The organism is Mitsuaria sp. RG, from assembly GCF_028369275.1.
Classification (GTDB): Bacteria; Pseudomonadota; Gammaproteobacteria; order Pseudomonadales; family Pseudomonadaceae; genus Aquipseudomonas; species Aquipseudomonas peradeniyensis.
In genome coordinates this window covers 1-16,547 of sequence record NZ_JAQMYQ010000035.1, presented here as the reverse complement: position 1 = coordinate 16,547, position 16,547 = coordinate 1, and the positions used below count along the sequence as shown (strand labels likewise).

Below are 16,547 nucleotides of genomic sequence, written 5' to 3'. Positions count from 1 at the left end.
CTGCCCACACTGATAGGAACCGCATCATGTTCAAGCCCCTCGCACTTGCCGCTGCCGTATCCGCCGTCTTCAGCCTGCAGGCCTCGGCCGCGACCCAGCTGACCGTCTACACCGCCCTCGAGGCCGAGCAGCTCAAGAGCTACAAGCAGGCCTTCGAAAAGGCCAACCCCGACATCGAGATCAAGTGGGTGCGTGACTCCACTGGCATCATCACTGCCAAACTGCTGGCCGAGAAGGAACGTCCGCAGGCCGACGCGGTGTGGGGCCTGGCCGCTTCCAGCCTGGCCATCCTCGACCAGAACGGCATGCTCGAAGCCTATGCGCCCAAGGACCTGGGCAAGATCTCGCCCAACTACCGCGACGCCGCCAACCCGCCGGCCTGGGTGGGCATGGACGTGTGGGCCGCGACCCTCTGCTTCAACACCGTCGAGGCCGAGAAGCAGGGCCTGAGCAAGCCGGTGAGCTGGCAGGACCTGACCAAGCCTGAGTACAAGGGCAAGATCGTCATGCCCAACCCGGCTTCGTCCGGCACCGGCTTCCTGGATGTGAGCGCCTGGCTGCAGACCTTTGGCGAACCGCAGGGCTGGGCCTACATGGATGCGCTGCACCAGAACATCGGCCAGTACGTTCATTCCGGCTCCAAGCCGTGCAAGCTGGCCGCCGCCGGTGAATTCCCGATCGGCATCTCGTTCGAATACCCGGCCGTGCAGCTCAAGCGCCAGGGCGCGCCGCTGGATATCGTGCTGCCCAAGGAAGGCCTGGGCTGGGAGATCGAAGCCACCGCAGTGATCAAGGGCTCGCCGAAGGCCGATGCCGCCAGGCGCCTGGCCGACTTCTCCGCCAGCCCCGCGGCCATGGAGCTGTACAAGGAGAACTTCGCCGTGCTCGCCGCGCCCGGCATCGCCAAGCCGCAGACCGAGTTGCCGGCGGACTACGAGCAGCGCCTGATCAAGAACGACTTCGCCTGGGCCTCGAAGAACCGCGACCAGATCCTCAGCGAGTGGCGCAAGCGCTATGACGGCAAGTCGGAAAAGGTCGCGCAGCAATAACGCGTCGACCTCATTGGCGGGTAAACCCGCTCCTATGGAACAACACGTAACCTATTGATTTAGCTTGACCCTGTGGGAGCGGGTTTACCCGCGAAGAATCCAGCGCGGTGTATGGCACCGGCTGCGCCGGTGTTCGCGGGTGAACCCGCTCCCACAGGGGACAGTTCCCAGCGCGACAACGCAGCCCAAAGGGCCTGCATGGGCAATGCAGGGGCCACAGGCATAAAAAAACCGGCGCACCAGGCGCCGGTTTTTTTATGCCGTCAGAGCCTCACAGCCCTTCGAGCATTGCCTTGTTGCGCACCGCGCCCTTGTCGGCGCTGGTGGCCAGCAGGGCGTAAGCCTTGAGCGCGGTGGTCACCTTGCGTGGACGCACCTCGGCCGGCTTCCAGCCCTTCTTGTCCTGCTCGACGCGACGTTCGGCCAGCTCTTCGTCGCTGACCAGCAGGTTGATCGAACGGTTGGGGATGTCGATCAGCACCTTGTCGCCATCGCGCACCAGGCCGATGGCGCCGCCCGCTGCCGCTTCCGGCGAGGCGTGGCCGATCGACAGGCCCGAGGTACCGCCGGAGAAACGACCGTCGGTGAGCAGGGCGCAGGCCTTGCCCAGGCCTTTGGACTTCAGGTACGAGGTCGGGTACAGCATCTCCTGCATGCCCGGGCCGCCTTTCGGGCCTTCGTAGCGGATGATGACGATGTCACCGGCCTGCACTTCGTCGGCGAGGATGCCGCGCACGGCGCTGTCCTGGCTCTCGAAGATCTTCGCGGTGCCTTCGAACACGTGGATCGACTCATCGACACCTGCGGTCTTCACCACGCAGCCGTCCAGGGCAATGTTGCCGTACAGCACGGCCAGGCCGCCTTCCTGCGAGTAGGCGTGCTCGAAGCTGCGGATGCAGCCGTTCTCGCGGTCATCGTCGAGGGTTTCCCAGCGGGTCGACTGGCTGAACGCGGTCTGCGTCGGGATGCCGGCCGGGCCTGCCTTGAAGAAGGTGTGCACGGCTTCGTCATCGGTCTGGGTGATGTCCCACTTGGCGATGGCTTCTTCCATGCTTGGGCTGTGCACGGTCGGCAGGTCGGTGTGCAGCAGGCCGCCACGGGCCAGCGAGCCGAGGATGCTGAAGATGCCGCCGGCGCGGTGCACGTCTTCCATGTGGTACTTCTGGATGTTCGGCGCCACCTTGCACAGCTGCGGCACCTTGCGCGACAGGCGATCGATGTCGCGCAGGTCGAAGTCCACCTCGCCCTCCTGGGCCGCGGCCAGCAGGTGCAGGATGGTGTTGGTCGAACCGCCCATGGCGATGTCGAGCATCATGGCGTTTTCGAACGCCTTGAAGTTGGCGATGCTGCGCGGCAGTACCGACTCATCGTTCTCGCCGTAGTAGCGCTTGCACAGCTCGACGATGGTGCGACCGGCGGTGAGGAACAGCTGCTCGCGGTCGGAGTGGGTGGCCAGGGTCGAGCCGTTGCCCGGCAGGGCCAGTCCCAGGGCTTCGGTCAGGCAGTTCATCGAGTTGGCGGTGAACATGCCGGAGCACGAACCGCAGGTCGGGCAGGCGCTGCGCTCGTACTCGGCGACTTTTTCGTCCGAGGCCGAGGAGTCGGCGGCGATGACCATGGCGTCGACCAGGTCCAGGCCGTGGCTGGCCAGCTTGGTCTTGCCAGCTTCCATCGGGCCGCCGGAGACGAAGATCACCGGGATGTTCAGGCGCAGGGCGGCCATCAGCATGCCGGGGGTGATCTTGTCGCAGTTGGAGATGCAGACGATGGCGTCGGCGCAGTGGGCGTTGACCATGTACTCGACGGCGTCGGCGATGATCTCGCGGCTGGGCAGCGAGTAGAGCATGCCGTCGTGGCCCATGGCGATGCCGTCATCCACGGCGATGGTGTTGAACTCTTTCGCCACGCCACCGGCGCGTTCGATCTCGCGGGCGACCAGCTGGCCCAGGTCCTTCAGGTGCACATGCCCCGGGACGAACTGGGTGAACGAGTTGGCGATGGCGATGATCGGTTTCTTGAAGTCTTCGTCCTTCATCCCGGTGGCGCGCCACAGGGCACGGGCACCGGCCATGTTGCGGCCTTGGGTGGAAGTCTTGGAACGATAATCAGGCATGGAGCGCTCCTGGCGGCTAAATCACGTCACGTAAATAGGGAGTGAGCTTCTCTTGTCCTGAAACGCCGAAGGCCGGTTGCCGCTGGCAAGGATGGGGGCCGAAGACCGCGCGGGATCGCCGCAGGCTCGACCAGAGCTCATAAACCCGCCGGGGATGTCTGGCGATGAATGGATCGATTCTACACCGCCGCGCCCGCGAGGGAATGGCGTTGTGATAATTGGCTGTCGCCAGCCCGCAAGGTAAAGGCCTTGGCGTGGTTCGGGCGGGTTTGGGTAGACTTGCGCGCTTCCTGTCCCACTGGCCAAAAGGATTTGCAATGCCAGCGCCTAGCCGCTCCTTATTGTTCTATGTCGTCATCGGCCTGATCCAGGGCCTGGTGTTGCTCGCCACCGTGAAGGGGCAGGGCGAGCTGCTCGGTTTCAACCTGTCGGTCGCCCTGTGCGCCGCGGTGGTGGTGGCCGGCGTGAACCTGCAACTGCTCGGCAGCGCGGTGCGCCAGCGTGGCACCGGCTGGCTGGTGCTGGGCCTGACCCTGCTGATCAGCGGGATCAGTGCCTGGGTCCTGGATAGCGGGCGCATGGGCTGGCTGCAGCAGACCTGGTTCCTGGCCGCCATCGTGCTGGGCTATATCGGCACCGCGTTCATTCTTGCCTGGCCGACCCGAGAAAATGGGCGGCCGCGCTATGAGGACCTGTTCCGGCATGCCTGGAACAACGTGTTCATTCTTTTCCTGGCGCAACTGTTGACCGGCCTGTTCTGGCAGTTGCTGTGGTTGTGTGCGTTGCTGTTCGGCATGCTCGGCATACCGCAGGTCACGGATGTAGTGGAGTCCCCGGTGTTTCTCTGGCTGGTGCTGCCGGTGGTGTTCTCCCTGGGGATGCGCATGGGGCGGGACAACGAGAAGGTCATCGGGTTGTTGCGCGGCATTCTGTTGACACTCTGTCGCTTCCTGTTGCCGTTGAGTGCGCTGATCGCCGTGGTGTTCACCCTGACACTGCCCTTCAGCGGCCTGCAGCCGGTGTGGGACACGGGTTATTCGACCGCTCTGCTGTTGGTGCTGGCAGGTATCAACCTGTTCCTGGCCAATGGCGTGTTTCAGGACGGCCATCAGGGCAATGCCTATCCTGCGCCGCTCAAACGCTTGGTCGAAGCCAGCCTGTTCTGCCTGCCGGTACTGGTGGGCCTGGCGGCTTATGCCAGCTGGATGCGCATCGACCAGTACGGCCTGACCCCGTCGCGCATCATGGCCATGCTGTTGGTGGGTGTGATGCTGGCGCACAGCCTGGCGGCGGTGTGGGCGGTGGTGAGCTCACGGCAGGCCTGGCTGAATAGCCTGCGGCTGAGCAACCCGTTGATCGCCTTGCTCAGCGCGGTGCTGATAGTGCTGTTCTACACACCGTTGCTCGACCCGCAGGTGTTGAGTGCGAAGAGTCAGGTCGAGCGCCTGCTCGGTGGACGCACGCCAATCACCGAGTTCGATGCCGGGACCTTGTACCGCGACCTCGGTCAGCCTGGGCGTGCAGCCTTCGAGCAACTGGAGAAGCGGCTGGAAACCGATGAACTGTTCGATGCGGGGCGCCGCGAGCAATTGCTGGGGTTGATGGCGCAGGTGCGTCGGCCGGAGGTGGTCGAAACCCATGGTCCGAAGTTCGAGTGGCTGGGGCCTGTGCAATCCACCAGCGAGTCACTGGCCGACTCGACCCTTGGACAAAGCCAGTGCGGTGGTAAGGGATGCTATTTGTGGGCGGTCGATCTGGATGGTGATGGGCACAATGAAGTGCTGATGATCCCCCGGCACACCTATGCATCGAGTGTGTTCGTGTTCACCTGGGAGGAGCGCGAGTGGCGTGAGGTGGGCAGCCTGAGCGGCCGGATGGAAAACCTCGAGGGCCTGGCCAAGGGGATTCGCGAGGGTGCGGTGAAACTGGTGGCTCCGCGTTACAAGACGCTCAGTATTGATGGGCAGGAACTGGTGCCGGACTTCAGGCGATAGTGGTTGACGGGCATGAGCGTGAGCGTTTGAGGGAGCCGGGGCCGCTCTGCGGCCCTTTCCGGCCGGTCCGACGCCTCGGCAAGGCCGCTCCTACAGTGACCGCGTAATCAACCACTGTAGGAGCGGCCTTGTGCCGCGAAAGGCTGCGCAGCAGCCTCAAACAAACGTTGCTTAGCTGTTGGGCAGCAACCGGCAGGTGATGCTCTTGATGTAGCGGGTCTCGGCGATCGCCGGGTGCACCGGGTGGTCCGGTCCCTGGCCGCCGCGCTCGAGCAGTTGCAGGTTGCGGTCCAGGTGGCGGGCGCTGGTCAGCAGGATGTTGTTCAGGTCGTCCTCGGGCAGGTGCATCGAGCACGAGGCGCTGACCAGGATGCCATCCTTGTTCAGCATGCGCATGGCCTGTTCATTGAGGCGGCGGTAGGCGGCCTCGCCGTTCTTCAGGTCTTTCTTGCGCTTGATGAAGGCGGGCGGGTCGGCAATGATCACGTCGAAACGCTCTTCGGCGGCCTTCAGCTCGCGCAGCGCTTCGAACACGTCACCTTCGATGCAGGTCAGCTTCTCGCTGATGCCGTTCAGCGCGGCGTTGCGCTCGACACCGTCGAGGGCGAAGCCGGAGGCATCCACGCAGAACACTTCGCTGGCGCCGAATGCGCCGGCCTGCACGCCCCAGCCACCGATGTAGCTGAACAGGTCCAGCACGCGCTTGCCCTTGACGTAGGGGGCCAGGCGGGCGCGGTTCATGCGGTGGTCGTAGAACCAGCCGGTCTTCTGGCCTTCGCGCACCGGGGCCTCGAACTTCACGCCGTTTTCTTCCAGCGCGACCCAGTCTGGTACTTCGCCGTAGACGGTCTCGACATAGCGGCCGAGGCCTTCGGCGTCGCGGGCGGCGGAATCGTTCTTGAACAGGATGCCGCTTGGTTTCAGGACCTGGACCAGGGCGGCGATGACGTCGTCCTTGTGCGCGTCCATGGTGGCCGAGGCCAGTTGCACCACGAGGATGTCGAAGAAGCGGTCGACCACCAGGCCCGGGAGCAGGTCGGAGTCGCCGTAGACCAGGCGGTAGCACGGCTTGTCGAACAGACGCTCGCGCAGTGACAGGGCGACGTTCAGGCGGTGCACCAGCAGCGACTTGTCCAGCGGCAGCTTGATGTCGCGCGACAGCAGGCGGGCGCAGATCAGGTTGTTCGGGCTCATCGCCACCACACCCAGGGGCTTGCCGTTGGCGGCTTCGAGGATGGCCTGCTGGCCCGCCTTCAGGCCTTGCAGCGGGGTCGCGGCGACGTCGACTTCATTGCTGTAGACCCACAGATGGCCGGCGCGCAGGCGGCGGTCGGCATTGGCTTTGAGGCGAAGGCTGGGCAGGGACATGACGTCGCTCCGGGAAAAAAGAGCGGGAGTATACCGTGTTGGCCAAGGCTTCGCTGTGGGGCGCGACCAAACGTTGGCATCATCGCGGGGCTAAAGAAATTCTTGGATCCAACGATCCACTGATAGTTACCCTGCCGGCGTACAGGGTTAGAATCCCCCGTCCCCAGCGAGAATGCACGAATGTCCCAGGAACTTACCGCCGAACAGATCCAGCAAGCCCTGCAGGGCATCACCATCCCGCCGCAGCCGCAGATCATGGTCGACCTGCAGTTCGAGCAGTACATGCCCGACCCGGACCTCGAGACCATCGCCAAGCTGATCAGCCAGGATCCGGGCTTGTCTGGCGCCCTGCTGAAACTGGTCAATTCGGCGCAGTTCGGCCTGGCGAACAAGATCGGCTCGATCCAGCGCGCGGTGAACCTGCTGGGCAGCCGCTCGATCATCAACCTGATCAACGCCCAGTCGATCAGGGGCGAGATGAGCGACGAGACCATCGTCACCCTCAACCCGTTCTGGGACACCGCCCAGGACGTGGCCATGACCTGCCTGACCCTGGCCAAGCGCACCGGTATCCAGGCGGTGGACGAGGCCTACACCCTGGGCCTGTTCCACGACTGCGGCGTGCCGCTGATGCACAAGCGCTTCCCCAACTACATGGAAGTGCTGGAAGAGTCCTACGCCAAGGCCAATGACGAGATTCGCGTGGTGGACACCGAGAACCGCGTGTTCAACACCAACCACTCGGTGGTCGGCTATTTCACCGCCAAGTCCTGGCGCCTGCCGGAGCACATCAGCGCCGCCATCGCCAACCACCACAACGCCCTGGCGGTGTTCCGTGACGAGTCCTCGCGCAATACCCAGACCCAGCTGAAGAACCTGCTGGCGGTGCTGAAGATGTCCGAGCACATCTGTGCGTCCTACCGCGTGCTGGGCAACCAGACCGTGGACCACGAGTGGGAGATGGTCGGACCGCTGGTGCTGGAATACATCGGCCTGACCGAATACGACTTCGAGCAGCTCAAGCAGGACATCCGCGAATCGGGCGGGCACTGAGCCATGCCGGAACTGCCAGAGGTCGAGACGACGCGGCGCGGCATCGCGCCCCATCTGGAAGGCCAACGGGTCAGCCGCGTGGTGGTGCGCGACCGGCGCCTGCGCTGGCCGATCCCGGAAGACCTCGACGTGCGTCTGTCGGGGCAGCGCATCGTCAGCGTCGAGCGCCGCGCCAAGTACCTGCTGATCAACGCCGAGGTCGGCACCTTGATCAGCCACCTGGGCATGTCGGGCAACCTGCGCCTGGTCGAACTGGGCTTGCCAGCGGCCAAGCACGAACATGTGGATATCGAGCTCGAGTCGGGGTTGATGCTGCGTTACACCGACCCGCGCCGCTTCGGGGCCATGCTCTGGAGCCTCGACCCGCTCAACCACGAATTGCTGATACGGCTGGGGCCGGAGCCGCTGACCGACCTGTTCGACGGCGAGCGGCTGTTCCTGCTGTCGCGGGGTCGGTCGATGGCGGTCAAGCCGTTCATCATGGACAACGCGGTGGTGGTGGGGGTGGGTAACATCTACGCGACCGAAGCGCTGTTCGCCGCCGGGATCGACCCGCGCCGCGAGGCGGGCGGGATCTCCCGGGCGCGCTACCTGAAGCTGGCGATCGAGATCAAGCGGGTGCTGGCGGCGGCCATCGAGCAGGGTGGGACCACCCTGCGCGACTTCATCGGTGGCGATGGCCAGCCGGGGTATTTCCAGCAGGAACTGTACGTTTATGGGCGCGGTGGCCAGCCTTGCAAGCTGTGTGGTACCGAGCTGCGCGAAGTGAAGCTGGGGCAGCGGGCGAGCGTGTTCTGCCCGAAATGCCAGCGTTAAGTGACATGCGAGCCCTGTGGGAGCGGGTTTACCCGCGAAGAAGGTGGCGCGGAGGATGGCACCGGCTTCGCCGGTGTTCGCGGGTGAACCCGCTCCCACAGGATTTTTGCTGCCTCAAGGGGTAGCAGGGGATCTGTAGGAGCGGGCTTGCCCCGGGCCGGATCAGTCGACTACCGCCGCCTGCCCTACACCCCTGGGGTCACTGGCCGCCTCCACGGTCCCGGCAGCCTTGTCCCAATACAGCACCTGCTGGTTGCCATAGTTACGCCCCACATCCTTCAACCTATACCCGCGCGCCTGCAGCTCGGCTTTTTGTGCGGCGCTGAACGTCCCCGGCTCATGCTCCACCACATCCGGCAGGTACTGATGGTGATAGCGCGGCGTCGCCGGCCACTCGGCCACCGGCCGCCCTTCGAGGAACCCCATCACCGACAGCAGCACCATGCTCGGAATCCGGCTGCCGCCGGGCGTGCCGAAGCTGGCGAACTGGCTTGGGCTTTCGATGAAGGTCGGGCTCATGCTCGACAAGGGCCGCTTGCCCGCCGCCACTGCGTTGGCCTGGCTGCCGGCCAGTCCATAGCTGTTGCTGCCGGTGGGATCGGCGGCAAAGTCGTCCATCTCGTTGTTCAGCACCACGCCGGTGCCGGGCACGCTGAACGCCGCGCCGAACGGCAGGTTGACCGAGAGCGTGGCGGAAACCGCATTACCGTCGGCGTCGATCACCGTGAAGTGGGTGGTGTGGTCGCCCTCGCGCCAGGCCGGTGAGGGGGGAAGGGCGCTGCTGGGGGTGGCTTGGTGCACGTCGATGCTGTCGGCCAGGCCGGTCAGGTACTGGCGCCCCAGCAGGCGGTTGATGGGGTTCGCCACGTAGTCCGGGTCGCCCAGCAGCCCGCGGTCGCGGTAGGCCCGGCGCAGTACTTCGATCACATAATGGCTGCGCTGCACCGGTTCGGCGCTCTGCCAGGGCAGGCGCTGGAGCATGGCCAGGCTCTGGGCCAGGGCCACGCCACCAGCCGAGGGCGGCGGGCTGCTGATCAGCTCGCGCTGGTCGGCCAGTGGATAACGCAGTGGCTCGCGCCAGGCGGTGCGGTAGCCGGCGAGGTCATCGAGGGTCCAGACACCGCCGGCCTGGCGCACGCCTTCGACCAGGCGGTGGGCCGTCGGGCCTTGATAGAAACCGTCGCGGCCGTGTTCGGCCATGGCCTGCAGGGTCGCGGCCAGTTCCGGCTGGCGAATCACCGTGCCTAGCGCCGGTACGTCATTGTCGGCAAGGAACAACCGGGCGCTTTCGGCATTGTCGCGCAGGGCACTCAGGCGCATGGTGGCGCGGTCACGGTAGATGCGGTCGACGGCAAAGCCCTGGTTGGCCAGGCGAATGGCCGGGGCCAGGCTGTCCTTGAGCGGCAGCCTGCCGTGGGTCGCGGCCAGGTCGGCCAGCGCCTGGGGCAGGCCCGGGATCGCCGCGGCCAGTGGGCCATTGACCGACAGGCCCGGCTGTACCTTGCCGTCCTTTAGATACATGTCGGCCCGGGCGGCGGCCGGGGCGCGCTCGCGGGCGTCGAGGAAGGCATAGCGTGGGCTGTCGGCGCTCTCGCGCAGAAGGAAGAACCCGCCACCGCCAAGGCCGGAGCCGTAGGGCTCGACAACGGCCAGCGTGGCGCCGATGGCCACGGCGGCATCGAAGGCGTTGCCGCCCTGCTGCAGGATCTGCCTTGCCGCCGCGGTGGCTTCACCGTGCGGGCTGGCGATCGCCGCCTGGCCTGGCCCGGCGGCCAGGGCGCCATGGGCCAGTAGCGCCAGGAGGGCGCCGAGGGCTGCGTGGCGGAGCGCGGCGACGAACGGCATCAGGCCTTGCCGGTGATCCGGCGGTACTTGGCCATCAGCTCGTCTTCGGTTTCCGGGTGGGCTTCATCCAGGGGGATGCAGTCCACCGGGCAGACCTGCTGGCACTGGGGCTCGTCGTAGTGGCCGACGCACTGGGTGCACAGGTTCGGGTCGATCACGTAGATCTCCTCGCCTTGCGAGATGGCGGCGTTCGGGCACTCGGGTTCGCAGACGTCGCAGTTGATGCAATCGTCGGTGATGATCAGGGACATGGAGACTCCGGCCGGGGCGTTGGGCCCGGGCATGTTTCAAAGCGATGGGCACAATTGTGCCGGATTCGCGCCCGCAGTGCACGCGGGCGCGACATCGTGACCGCGCGGCTTACTTGCGAAAGCGCTCAGTCAGCGCATCGGCCACGGCGGGGTGGACGAACTTGCTGATATCACCGCCCAACGCGGCGATTTCCCGGACCAACGTCGAGGAAATGAACGAATAGCGCTCGGATGGCGTAAGGAACAGGCTCTCGACGTCCGGCGCCAGTTGGCGGTTCATGTTGGCCAGCTGGAACTCGTATTCGAAGTCGGACACCGCGCGCAGGCCGCGCAGGAACACATTGGCGTTCTGTTCCTTGGCAAAATGCGCCAGTAGCGAGGAGAAGCCGATGACCTCGACATTGGGCAGGTGCTTGGTGACCTCGCGGGCCAGCGCTACCCGCTGTTCCAGGGGGAACAGGGGGTTTTTCTTGGGGCTGGCCGCCACGGCAATGATCACGTGGTCGAACAGGCGCGAAGCGCGCTCGACCAGGTCGCCATGGCCTTTGGTAATGGGGTCGAAAGTACCCGGGTACAACACTCGGTTCATCGCGTCATCCTGGCTGGAGTGCGTTGGGGAGTCGGATGGTAGCGCAGCGATTGAGCTCGGCCAAGTCGCGTGGCTGGTCGATGGCACTATAGACAGCATGGCTATTGGCTGTCATGCGCGGATGCCAGGCGGCCGACCAGCGCCTCGCTGAGCAGGGCGGTCAGGGCATAGACCGACAGCTGCGGGTTGGCGCCGATGCTGGTGGGGAACAGCGAACCGTCGTGGATCGACAGGTTTTCCAGCTGGTGATGCCGGCCCAGGCTGTCGCACACCGCCTGCCGAGGATCCTCGCCCAGGGCGCAGCCGCCCATGACGTGGGCGCTGCCCAGGCGCATGCGGTGGAGTTCCAGGGGCAGGCTGTCGATCAACGCCTTGGCCTGTTCCGGGTTATCGACATACCGGGCATCGCCATGCACCGGCAGCACCCGGCGAGCACCGGCGGCGAACTGGATCTGCGCCATGCTGTGCCAGGCCCGGCGCAGCCCGTCGCGCAGGTAGTCGGTGACCGGGTAGTCGAGCACCGGCGAGCCATCGCTACGCAATTCCACCTGGCCGCCGGGGCTGTCCGGGTGAAAACCGTCGCGCAGCAGCGCCAGCATCACATGGGTATGGGGCAGCTCGGCCATGCGCAGGGCATTGTCCTGGCCATGGCCGCCGAGCAGGGTGCTGGCCAGGGCCGGGTGCAGCGGCGGGACTTCGAGCTTGTAGCCGACCGGGCCGGTGACGCCGTCCTGCCACTGGAACTGGTCGCTGTAGATCGACTGCGGCGCGCCGTAGTACGGGTCGATCTTCTCCTCGAACTGCGCGGCGCTGAAGTTGACCAGGTGCAGGAAGGTGCGCTTGCCCAGGCGCTGGTGAGGGTCGGGTGCGTCGGAGCGCAGCAGCAGGGCCGGGCTGTTGATGCCGCCGCCGGCCAGTACGTAGTGACGGGCGCGCACCCGAACCTGGCGGCCCGTGGGCTGGATCCCCTGGGCGTCCAGGGCCTGGCATTGCAGGTGGTCGATGCGTTGGCCGTCGTGGCTGAAGCGTTCGGCGCGGGCCAGGTAGAGCAGTTCGCCGCCTTGCTCGAGGGTGGCCGGAATGCTGGTGACCAGCATCGACTGCTTGGCGTTGACCGGGCAGCCCATGCCGCAGTAGCCCAGGTTCCAGCAGCCACGCACGTTGCGCGGGATCACCGCCCAGCGCAGGCCGAGCGCCTCGCAGCCGCGTCGCAACACGTCGTTGTTGGCATTGGGCGGCATCATCCAGGGGCTGATGCCCAGGTGCTGCTCCATGCGTTCGAACCAGGGCTTCAGGCTGTCGCTGTCCAAGCCCTTGACGCCATGTTCGCGGGCCCAGTGCTCCAGGGTCTGTGGCGGTGTGCGGAAACTCGAGGTCCAGTTGACCAGGGTGGTGCCGCCCACCGCCCGGCCCTGCAGGATGGTGATGGCGCCGTCCTTGCTCAGGCGGCCCAGGCCTTCCTGGTAGAGGTCGGCATAAGCTTCGTGTTCCAGCAGGTGGAAGTCGCTGCTGGTCTTCAGTGGGCCCTCCTCGATCAGCAGTACCTTGAGGCCGGCCGCGCTCAGCCGTTCGGCGGTAGTGGCGCCGCCCGCACCGCTGCCGATCACGGCGACGTCGGCTTCGAGGCTCAGGTCCTGCGCCAGGCGCGAGCCATCGTGGGTGATCCAGCCTCGAGCGAGGCCTTGGCGAAAGGGGTCGGGGACGGGCATTGGCTTCCCTTTTTATTTTGCGAGTCGGCGGTTCGTGGGAGCGGGCTTGCCCCGCGAAGCAGGCAGCGCTGTGCCTGGCACCGGCTTTGCCGGTGTTCGCGGGGCAAGCCCGCTCCTACAGGAGTATGTGACAGGTCAGACCTTCGGCGGCCCTGGATAGCCGCAGGCTGCCCAGGCCTCGGGGCGTTCGTACCAGGCCATGAGCAGCAGTTGCAGCAGCGAGGCATGGCCCTGGCGCAGCAGGTTCAGCGAACTGTCACGCCAGCGTTCGAGAAAGCGGTCCAGCTCTGTATCCGTGGCGCCGGCCCAGCCGCCCCAGATGCCGGTCAGCGGCCCTCGGGTCAGCGGCAGGGTGAGCACGTCGAACAGTTGCCGGGTCAGCTTGAGCATGGCGGGCGACAGCGCCGCCAGCTTGTGGTCGAGGCTGTGCAGCACCAATTCGGTGGAAGCCAGGGTACCCGCCAGCACGACGGGTATCAGGGCCTGCAGCAGCGGCAGGTCGTCATCACGCAGGACCTGATAACCGGGCGAGGCCGCCTGCGGCGTACAGCCGACCAGGCTGGTTGCACCCAGGAACAGGCTGGCGCCGAAGCTGAACCTGAGCAGGTCGCGACGATGCATGAGGCGCCTGCGCTCAGCGGATGAACAGCTTGTAGACCAAGCGCTGCAAGGCTTTGCCATAGGGCGGGTAGATCGTCTTGGCGGCATTGATGCGCTGCTTGGCCAGCACGGCCTTGGCCTTGCTGAAGGTCAGGAAACCCTCGTGGCCATGGTAGTGGCCCATGCCGGACGGGCCGACGCCGCCGAACGGCAGGTCGTCCTGGGCCACATGCAGCAGGGTGTCGTTGAGGCAGACGCCGCCTGAGTGGGTGTCGCGCAGTACCCGTGCCTGCTCACCTTTGTCATAGCCGAAATAGTAGAGCGCCAGGGGCCGGGGGCGCTGGTTGATGTAGGCCAGGGCGTCGTCCAGGCGGTCGTAGGGCACCAGCGGCAGCAAAGGGCCGAAGATCTCGTCCTGCATCACCTGCATGCCGTCGTGCACCTGCAGCAGCAGGTGTGGCGGCAGATGGCGGCCCTGGCGGGGCTCGTCGGGGTAGAGGTCGAGCACCTGGGCGCCTTGCTCAAGGGCATCGTCGAGCAGGCGATTGAGGCGACCGAGCTGCCGCTCGTTGATGATCGCGCTGTAGTCGGGGTTGTCGGTCAGGCGCGGATAGAAGCGATGCACGGCGCGCCGGTAAGCCTCGGCGAAGGCGTCCAGGCGTTCGCGGGGCACCAGCACGTAGTCGGGGGCGACGCAGGTCTGCCCGGCATTGAGGGTCTTGCCGAAGGCGATGCGTTCGGCGGCGGTGTCCAGCGGCACATCGGCCGAGACGATGGCCGGCGACTTGCCGCCCAGCTCCAGGGTCACCGGGGTGAGGTTCTGCGCGGCGGCCAGCATCACATGGCGGCCGACGCTGGTGGCCCCGGTGAACAGCAGGTGGTCGAACGGCAGGCGGGCGAAGGCCTGGCCGACCTCCACCTCGCCCAGTACTACACTGACCAGGTCGCTGGGGAATACACGCCCAAGCAGGTCCTTGATGGCCTGCCCGCTGGCGGGCGTGGACTCGCTGAGCTTGAGCATCACCCGGTTGCCGGCGGCCAGGGCACCGGTTAGCGGGCCGATGGCGAGGAACAGCGGGTAGTTCCACGGCACGATGATCCCCACCACCCCCAGTGGCTGGTACTCGATCCGCGCGCTGGCGGGCTGGAAGGCCAGGCCGACCTTGCGCCGCGAGGCGCGCATCCAGCGCCCCAGCTGTTTTTCCGCGTCGCGCAGGCCGAGGACCGACGGCATCAGCTCGGCGATCAGGGTCTCGTCGCGGCTGCGGCCGCTGAAGTCGGCGTCGATGGTCGCGATCAGCGTCTCCTGCTCGGCCAGCAGCGCCTCACGCAGGCTTTTCAGCCACTGCCGGCGTTGCGCGGCCGGGGGCATCGGGTTGTCGGCGAAGGCCCGACGCAGGGCGTCGAACGTCGCTTGCAGGTCGAGGTCGGATTGCACAGGGGGGAGGACGGCAGGCGAGGTCATGGCGGCTCCGGGGGGTGACAAGTGAATAGAGCATATACTCTAATTGGTACGATGGTGCACTCTTTTTCACCTGGCCGGCGGTGCACCCGACCTACGGGAAGCCGTAAGATGGGTCCGATCAATCAAGCTGGAGACTGGAGCTGAGCATGGCCCCGCGCATGAAGACCCGAGAGCGCATCGTGCAGAGCAGCCTGGAGCTGTTCAACCAGCAGGGCGAGCGTTGCGTCAGCACCAACCACATTGCCGCGCACATGGAAATCTCGCCCGGCAACCTGTACTACCACTTCCCCAACAAGCAGGCGATCATCGCCGTGCTGTTCAACCAGTACGAAGAACTGGTCGACAGCTTCCTGCGCCCGCCCCAGGGCCGCATCGCCACCGTCGAGGACAAGCGCTTCTACCTCAAGGCGCTGCTGGCGGCGATGTGGAACTACCGTTTCCTGCACCGTGACCTGGAGCACCTGCTCGACAGCGACCCGGAGCTGGCCGCCCGTTACCGGCGTTTCTCGCGGCGCTGCCTGCTGCAGGGGCAGGCGATCTACCGGGGCTTTGTCGAGGCTGGCATCCTGAGCATGGACGGCCCGCAGATCGAGTCGCTGACCATCAACGCGTGGATCGTGCTGACCTCCTGGGTGCGTTTTCTCAGCACCACCCGCGAGCATTGCGCGCACCTGGGTGAAGAAGCGTTCATGCGCGGCGTCTATCAGGTGGTGGTGCTGGAACTGGGGTATGTCACCCCAGGCTCGCGTGCCGCGGTGCAGGCGTTGTGCGATGAGTTCCACGTTCCTTTCAACCAGGCCCTGGAGCAGTGAACCGGGGTCTTCGAGCCATTCATCAGGAGATTGTCATGCCCCTTGCGCAACTGATCACCCCGCAACAGCTGGCCGAATGCCTGGACGCGCCCGGCCTGGTGATCCTCGATTGCCGCTTTGCCCTGGAGGACGTCGACTACGGCCAACGCAGCTATGCCGAGGGGCATATCGCCGGGGCGCATTTCGCCGACCTTGAGCGTGACCTGAGCGGGCCGGTGGTCAAGGGCCGCACGGGGCGTCACCCGTTGCCCGATCCGCAGCGGCTGGTGGAACGCCTGCGCGAGTGGGGTGTGGACAACGACAGCCAGGTGGTGCTCTACGACGATGGCCCCGGCGCCTTCGCCGCCCGCGCCTGGTGGCTGCTGGCCTGGCTGGGCAAGCGCGAGGCGGTGTTCATCCTCGACGGCGGCCTCAAGGCCTGGCACGCCGCCCACCTGCCACTGAGCCTGGATTCGCCGGCGCGCCGAGAGGGAACGTTCAGTGGCGATCCGGACATGAAGCTGCTGATCGACGCCACGCACCTGGGCAAGCGCCTGGACGATCCGGCACTGACCCTGATAGATGCCCGCGGGCTGCCGCGTTTCCTTGGCGAGGTGGAACCGATCGACCCGGTGGCCGGGCACATCCCGGGCGCCAAATGTGCGGCGTTCACCGACAATCTTGGAGCCGACGGGCGCTTCCTGCCGACCGACAAGCTGAAGCAGCGTTTTGCCGAAAAGCTGGCCGGTCGTTCGCCGGAGGATCTGGTGGCCTATTGCGGCTCTGGCGTGACCGCCTGCCACAACCTGTTTGCCCTGGCGCTGGCGGGGTATCCGCTGGGGCGGCTGTATGCCGGGTCGTGGAGTGAGTGGATCAACGATCCGCAGCGTGGCGTGGCGACTGG

The 16,547-nt window shown here is 66.0% G+C and carries 14 protein-coding genes; 6 read left to right on the top strand and 8 right to left on the bottom strand.

Annotation, left to right across the window (positions count from 1 at the left end; genetic code table 11):
• Positions 1–26 precede the first annotated feature (26 nt).
• Positions 27–1,049 (top strand): putative 2-aminoethylphosphonate ABC transporter substrate-binding protein, encoded by a 1,023-nt coding sequence (locus POF53_RS18480; RefSeq protein WP_254465152.1) that lies wholly within the window; start codon positions 27–29, stop codon positions 1,047–1,049.
• Positions 1,050–1,320: 271 nt separating this feature from the next.
• Here the strand turns inward: POF53_RS18480 and ilvD are convergent, their stop codons facing one another.
• The gene (ilvD, locus tag POF53_RS18475) at positions 1,321–3,162 is read right to left on the bottom strand and encodes a dihydroxy-acid dehydratase (protein ID WP_232854883.1); all 1,842 of its coding nucleotides are present in this window, start codon (positions 3,160–3,162) and stop codon (positions 1,321–1,323) included.
• Between the two features lie 317 nt (positions 3,163–3,479).
• On the opposite strand from ilvD, the gene POF53_RS18470 reads away from it, so the two are divergent.
• Entirely contained in the window at positions 3,480–5,156 is a 1,677-nt protein-coding gene (locus POF53_RS18470) for a DUF4153 domain-containing protein (protein WP_234562337.1), read from the top strand.
• Positions 5,157–5,327: 171 nt separating this feature from the next.
• Here POF53_RS18470 and POF53_RS18465 read toward each other — a convergent pair whose 3' ends face one another.
• On the bottom strand, positions 5,328–6,524 hold the full coding sequence (locus tag POF53_RS18465) for a class I SAM-dependent rRNA methyltransferase (protein ID WP_232854885.1): 1,197 nt from the start codon (positions 6,522–6,524) through the stop codon (positions 5,328–5,330).
• Positions 6,525–6,704: 180 nt separating this feature from the next.
• On the opposite strand from POF53_RS18465, the gene POF53_RS18460 reads away from it, so the two are divergent.
• Both POF53_RS18460 and mutM read left to right on the top strand, forming a co-directional pair.
• The gene (locus POF53_RS18460; protein WP_267967221.1) at positions 6,705–7,577 is read left to right on the top strand and encodes an HDOD domain-containing protein; all 873 of its coding nucleotides are present in this window, start codon (positions 6,705–6,707) and stop codon (positions 7,575–7,577) included.
• 3 nt (positions 7,578–7,580) lie between these two features.
• A complete protein-coding gene (mutM, locus tag POF53_RS18455) occupies positions 7,581–8,393 on the top strand; it encodes a bifunctional DNA-formamidopyrimidine glycosylase/DNA-(apurinic or apyrimidinic site) lyase (protein ID WP_498968886.1) in 813 nt (270 codons plus the stop codon).
• A 162-nt stretch (positions 8,394–8,555) separates the two neighbouring features.
• Here the strand turns inward: mutM and ggt are convergent, their stop codons facing one another.
• The 6 genes from ggt to POF53_RS18425 form a co-directional block, all read right to left on the bottom strand.
• Positions 8,556–10,238: a gamma-glutamyltransferase gene (gene ggt, locus POF53_RS18450; RefSeq protein WP_234562335.1), complete on the bottom strand. Its 1,683-nt coding sequence runs from the start codon at positions 10,236–10,238 to the stop codon at positions 8,556–8,558.
• Positions 10,238–10,489, bottom strand: a complete 252-nt coding sequence (locus POF53_RS18445; protein ID WP_011531711.1) for a YfhL family 4Fe-4S dicluster ferredoxin — start codon at positions 10,487–10,489, stop codon at positions 10,238–10,240. Before POF53_RS18445 ends, ggt begins: the two co-directional genes overlap by 1 nt.
• Before the next feature lie 109 nt (positions 10,490–10,598).
• The gene (coaD, locus tag POF53_RS18440) at positions 10,599–11,078 is read right to left on the bottom strand and encodes a pantetheine-phosphate adenylyltransferase (RefSeq protein ID WP_028689146.1); all 480 of its coding nucleotides are present in this window, start codon (positions 11,076–11,078) and stop codon (positions 10,599–10,601) included.
• Positions 11,079–11,179: 101 nt separating this feature from the next.
• Positions 11,180–12,787 carry a GMC family oxidoreductase gene (locus POF53_RS18435; protein WP_254465150.1) on the bottom strand — a complete coding sequence of 536 codons (1,608 nt, stop codon included), beginning with the start codon at positions 12,785–12,787 and terminating at the stop codon, positions 11,180–11,182.
• A 135-nt stretch (positions 12,788–12,922) separates the two neighbouring features.
• Positions 12,923–13,408: a twin-arginine translocation pathway signal protein gene (locus tag POF53_RS18430; protein ID WP_203648564.1), complete on the bottom strand. Its 486-nt coding sequence runs from the start codon at positions 13,406–13,408 to the stop codon at positions 12,923–12,925.
• Positions 13,409–13,421: 13 nt separating this feature from the next.
• Entirely contained in the window at positions 13,422–14,825 is a 1,404-nt protein-coding gene (locus POF53_RS18425) for a coniferyl aldehyde dehydrogenase (RefSeq protein WP_498968931.1), read from the bottom strand.
• A gap of 173 nt (positions 14,826–14,998) precedes the next feature.
• Here POF53_RS18425 and POF53_RS18420 point away from each other — a divergent pair, with 173 nt between their 5' ends.
• Positions 14,999–15,664 carry a TetR/AcrR family transcriptional regulator gene (locus POF53_RS18420; RefSeq protein ID WP_050707373.1) on the top strand — a complete coding sequence of 222 codons (666 nt, stop codon included), beginning with the start codon at positions 14,999–15,001 and terminating at the stop codon, positions 15,662–15,664.
• Positions 15,665–15,699: 35 nt separating this feature from the next.
• On the top strand, positions 15,700–16,547 hold an 848-nt coding region (locus POF53_RS18415), incomplete at its 3' end, for a sulfurtransferase (protein WP_498968882.1).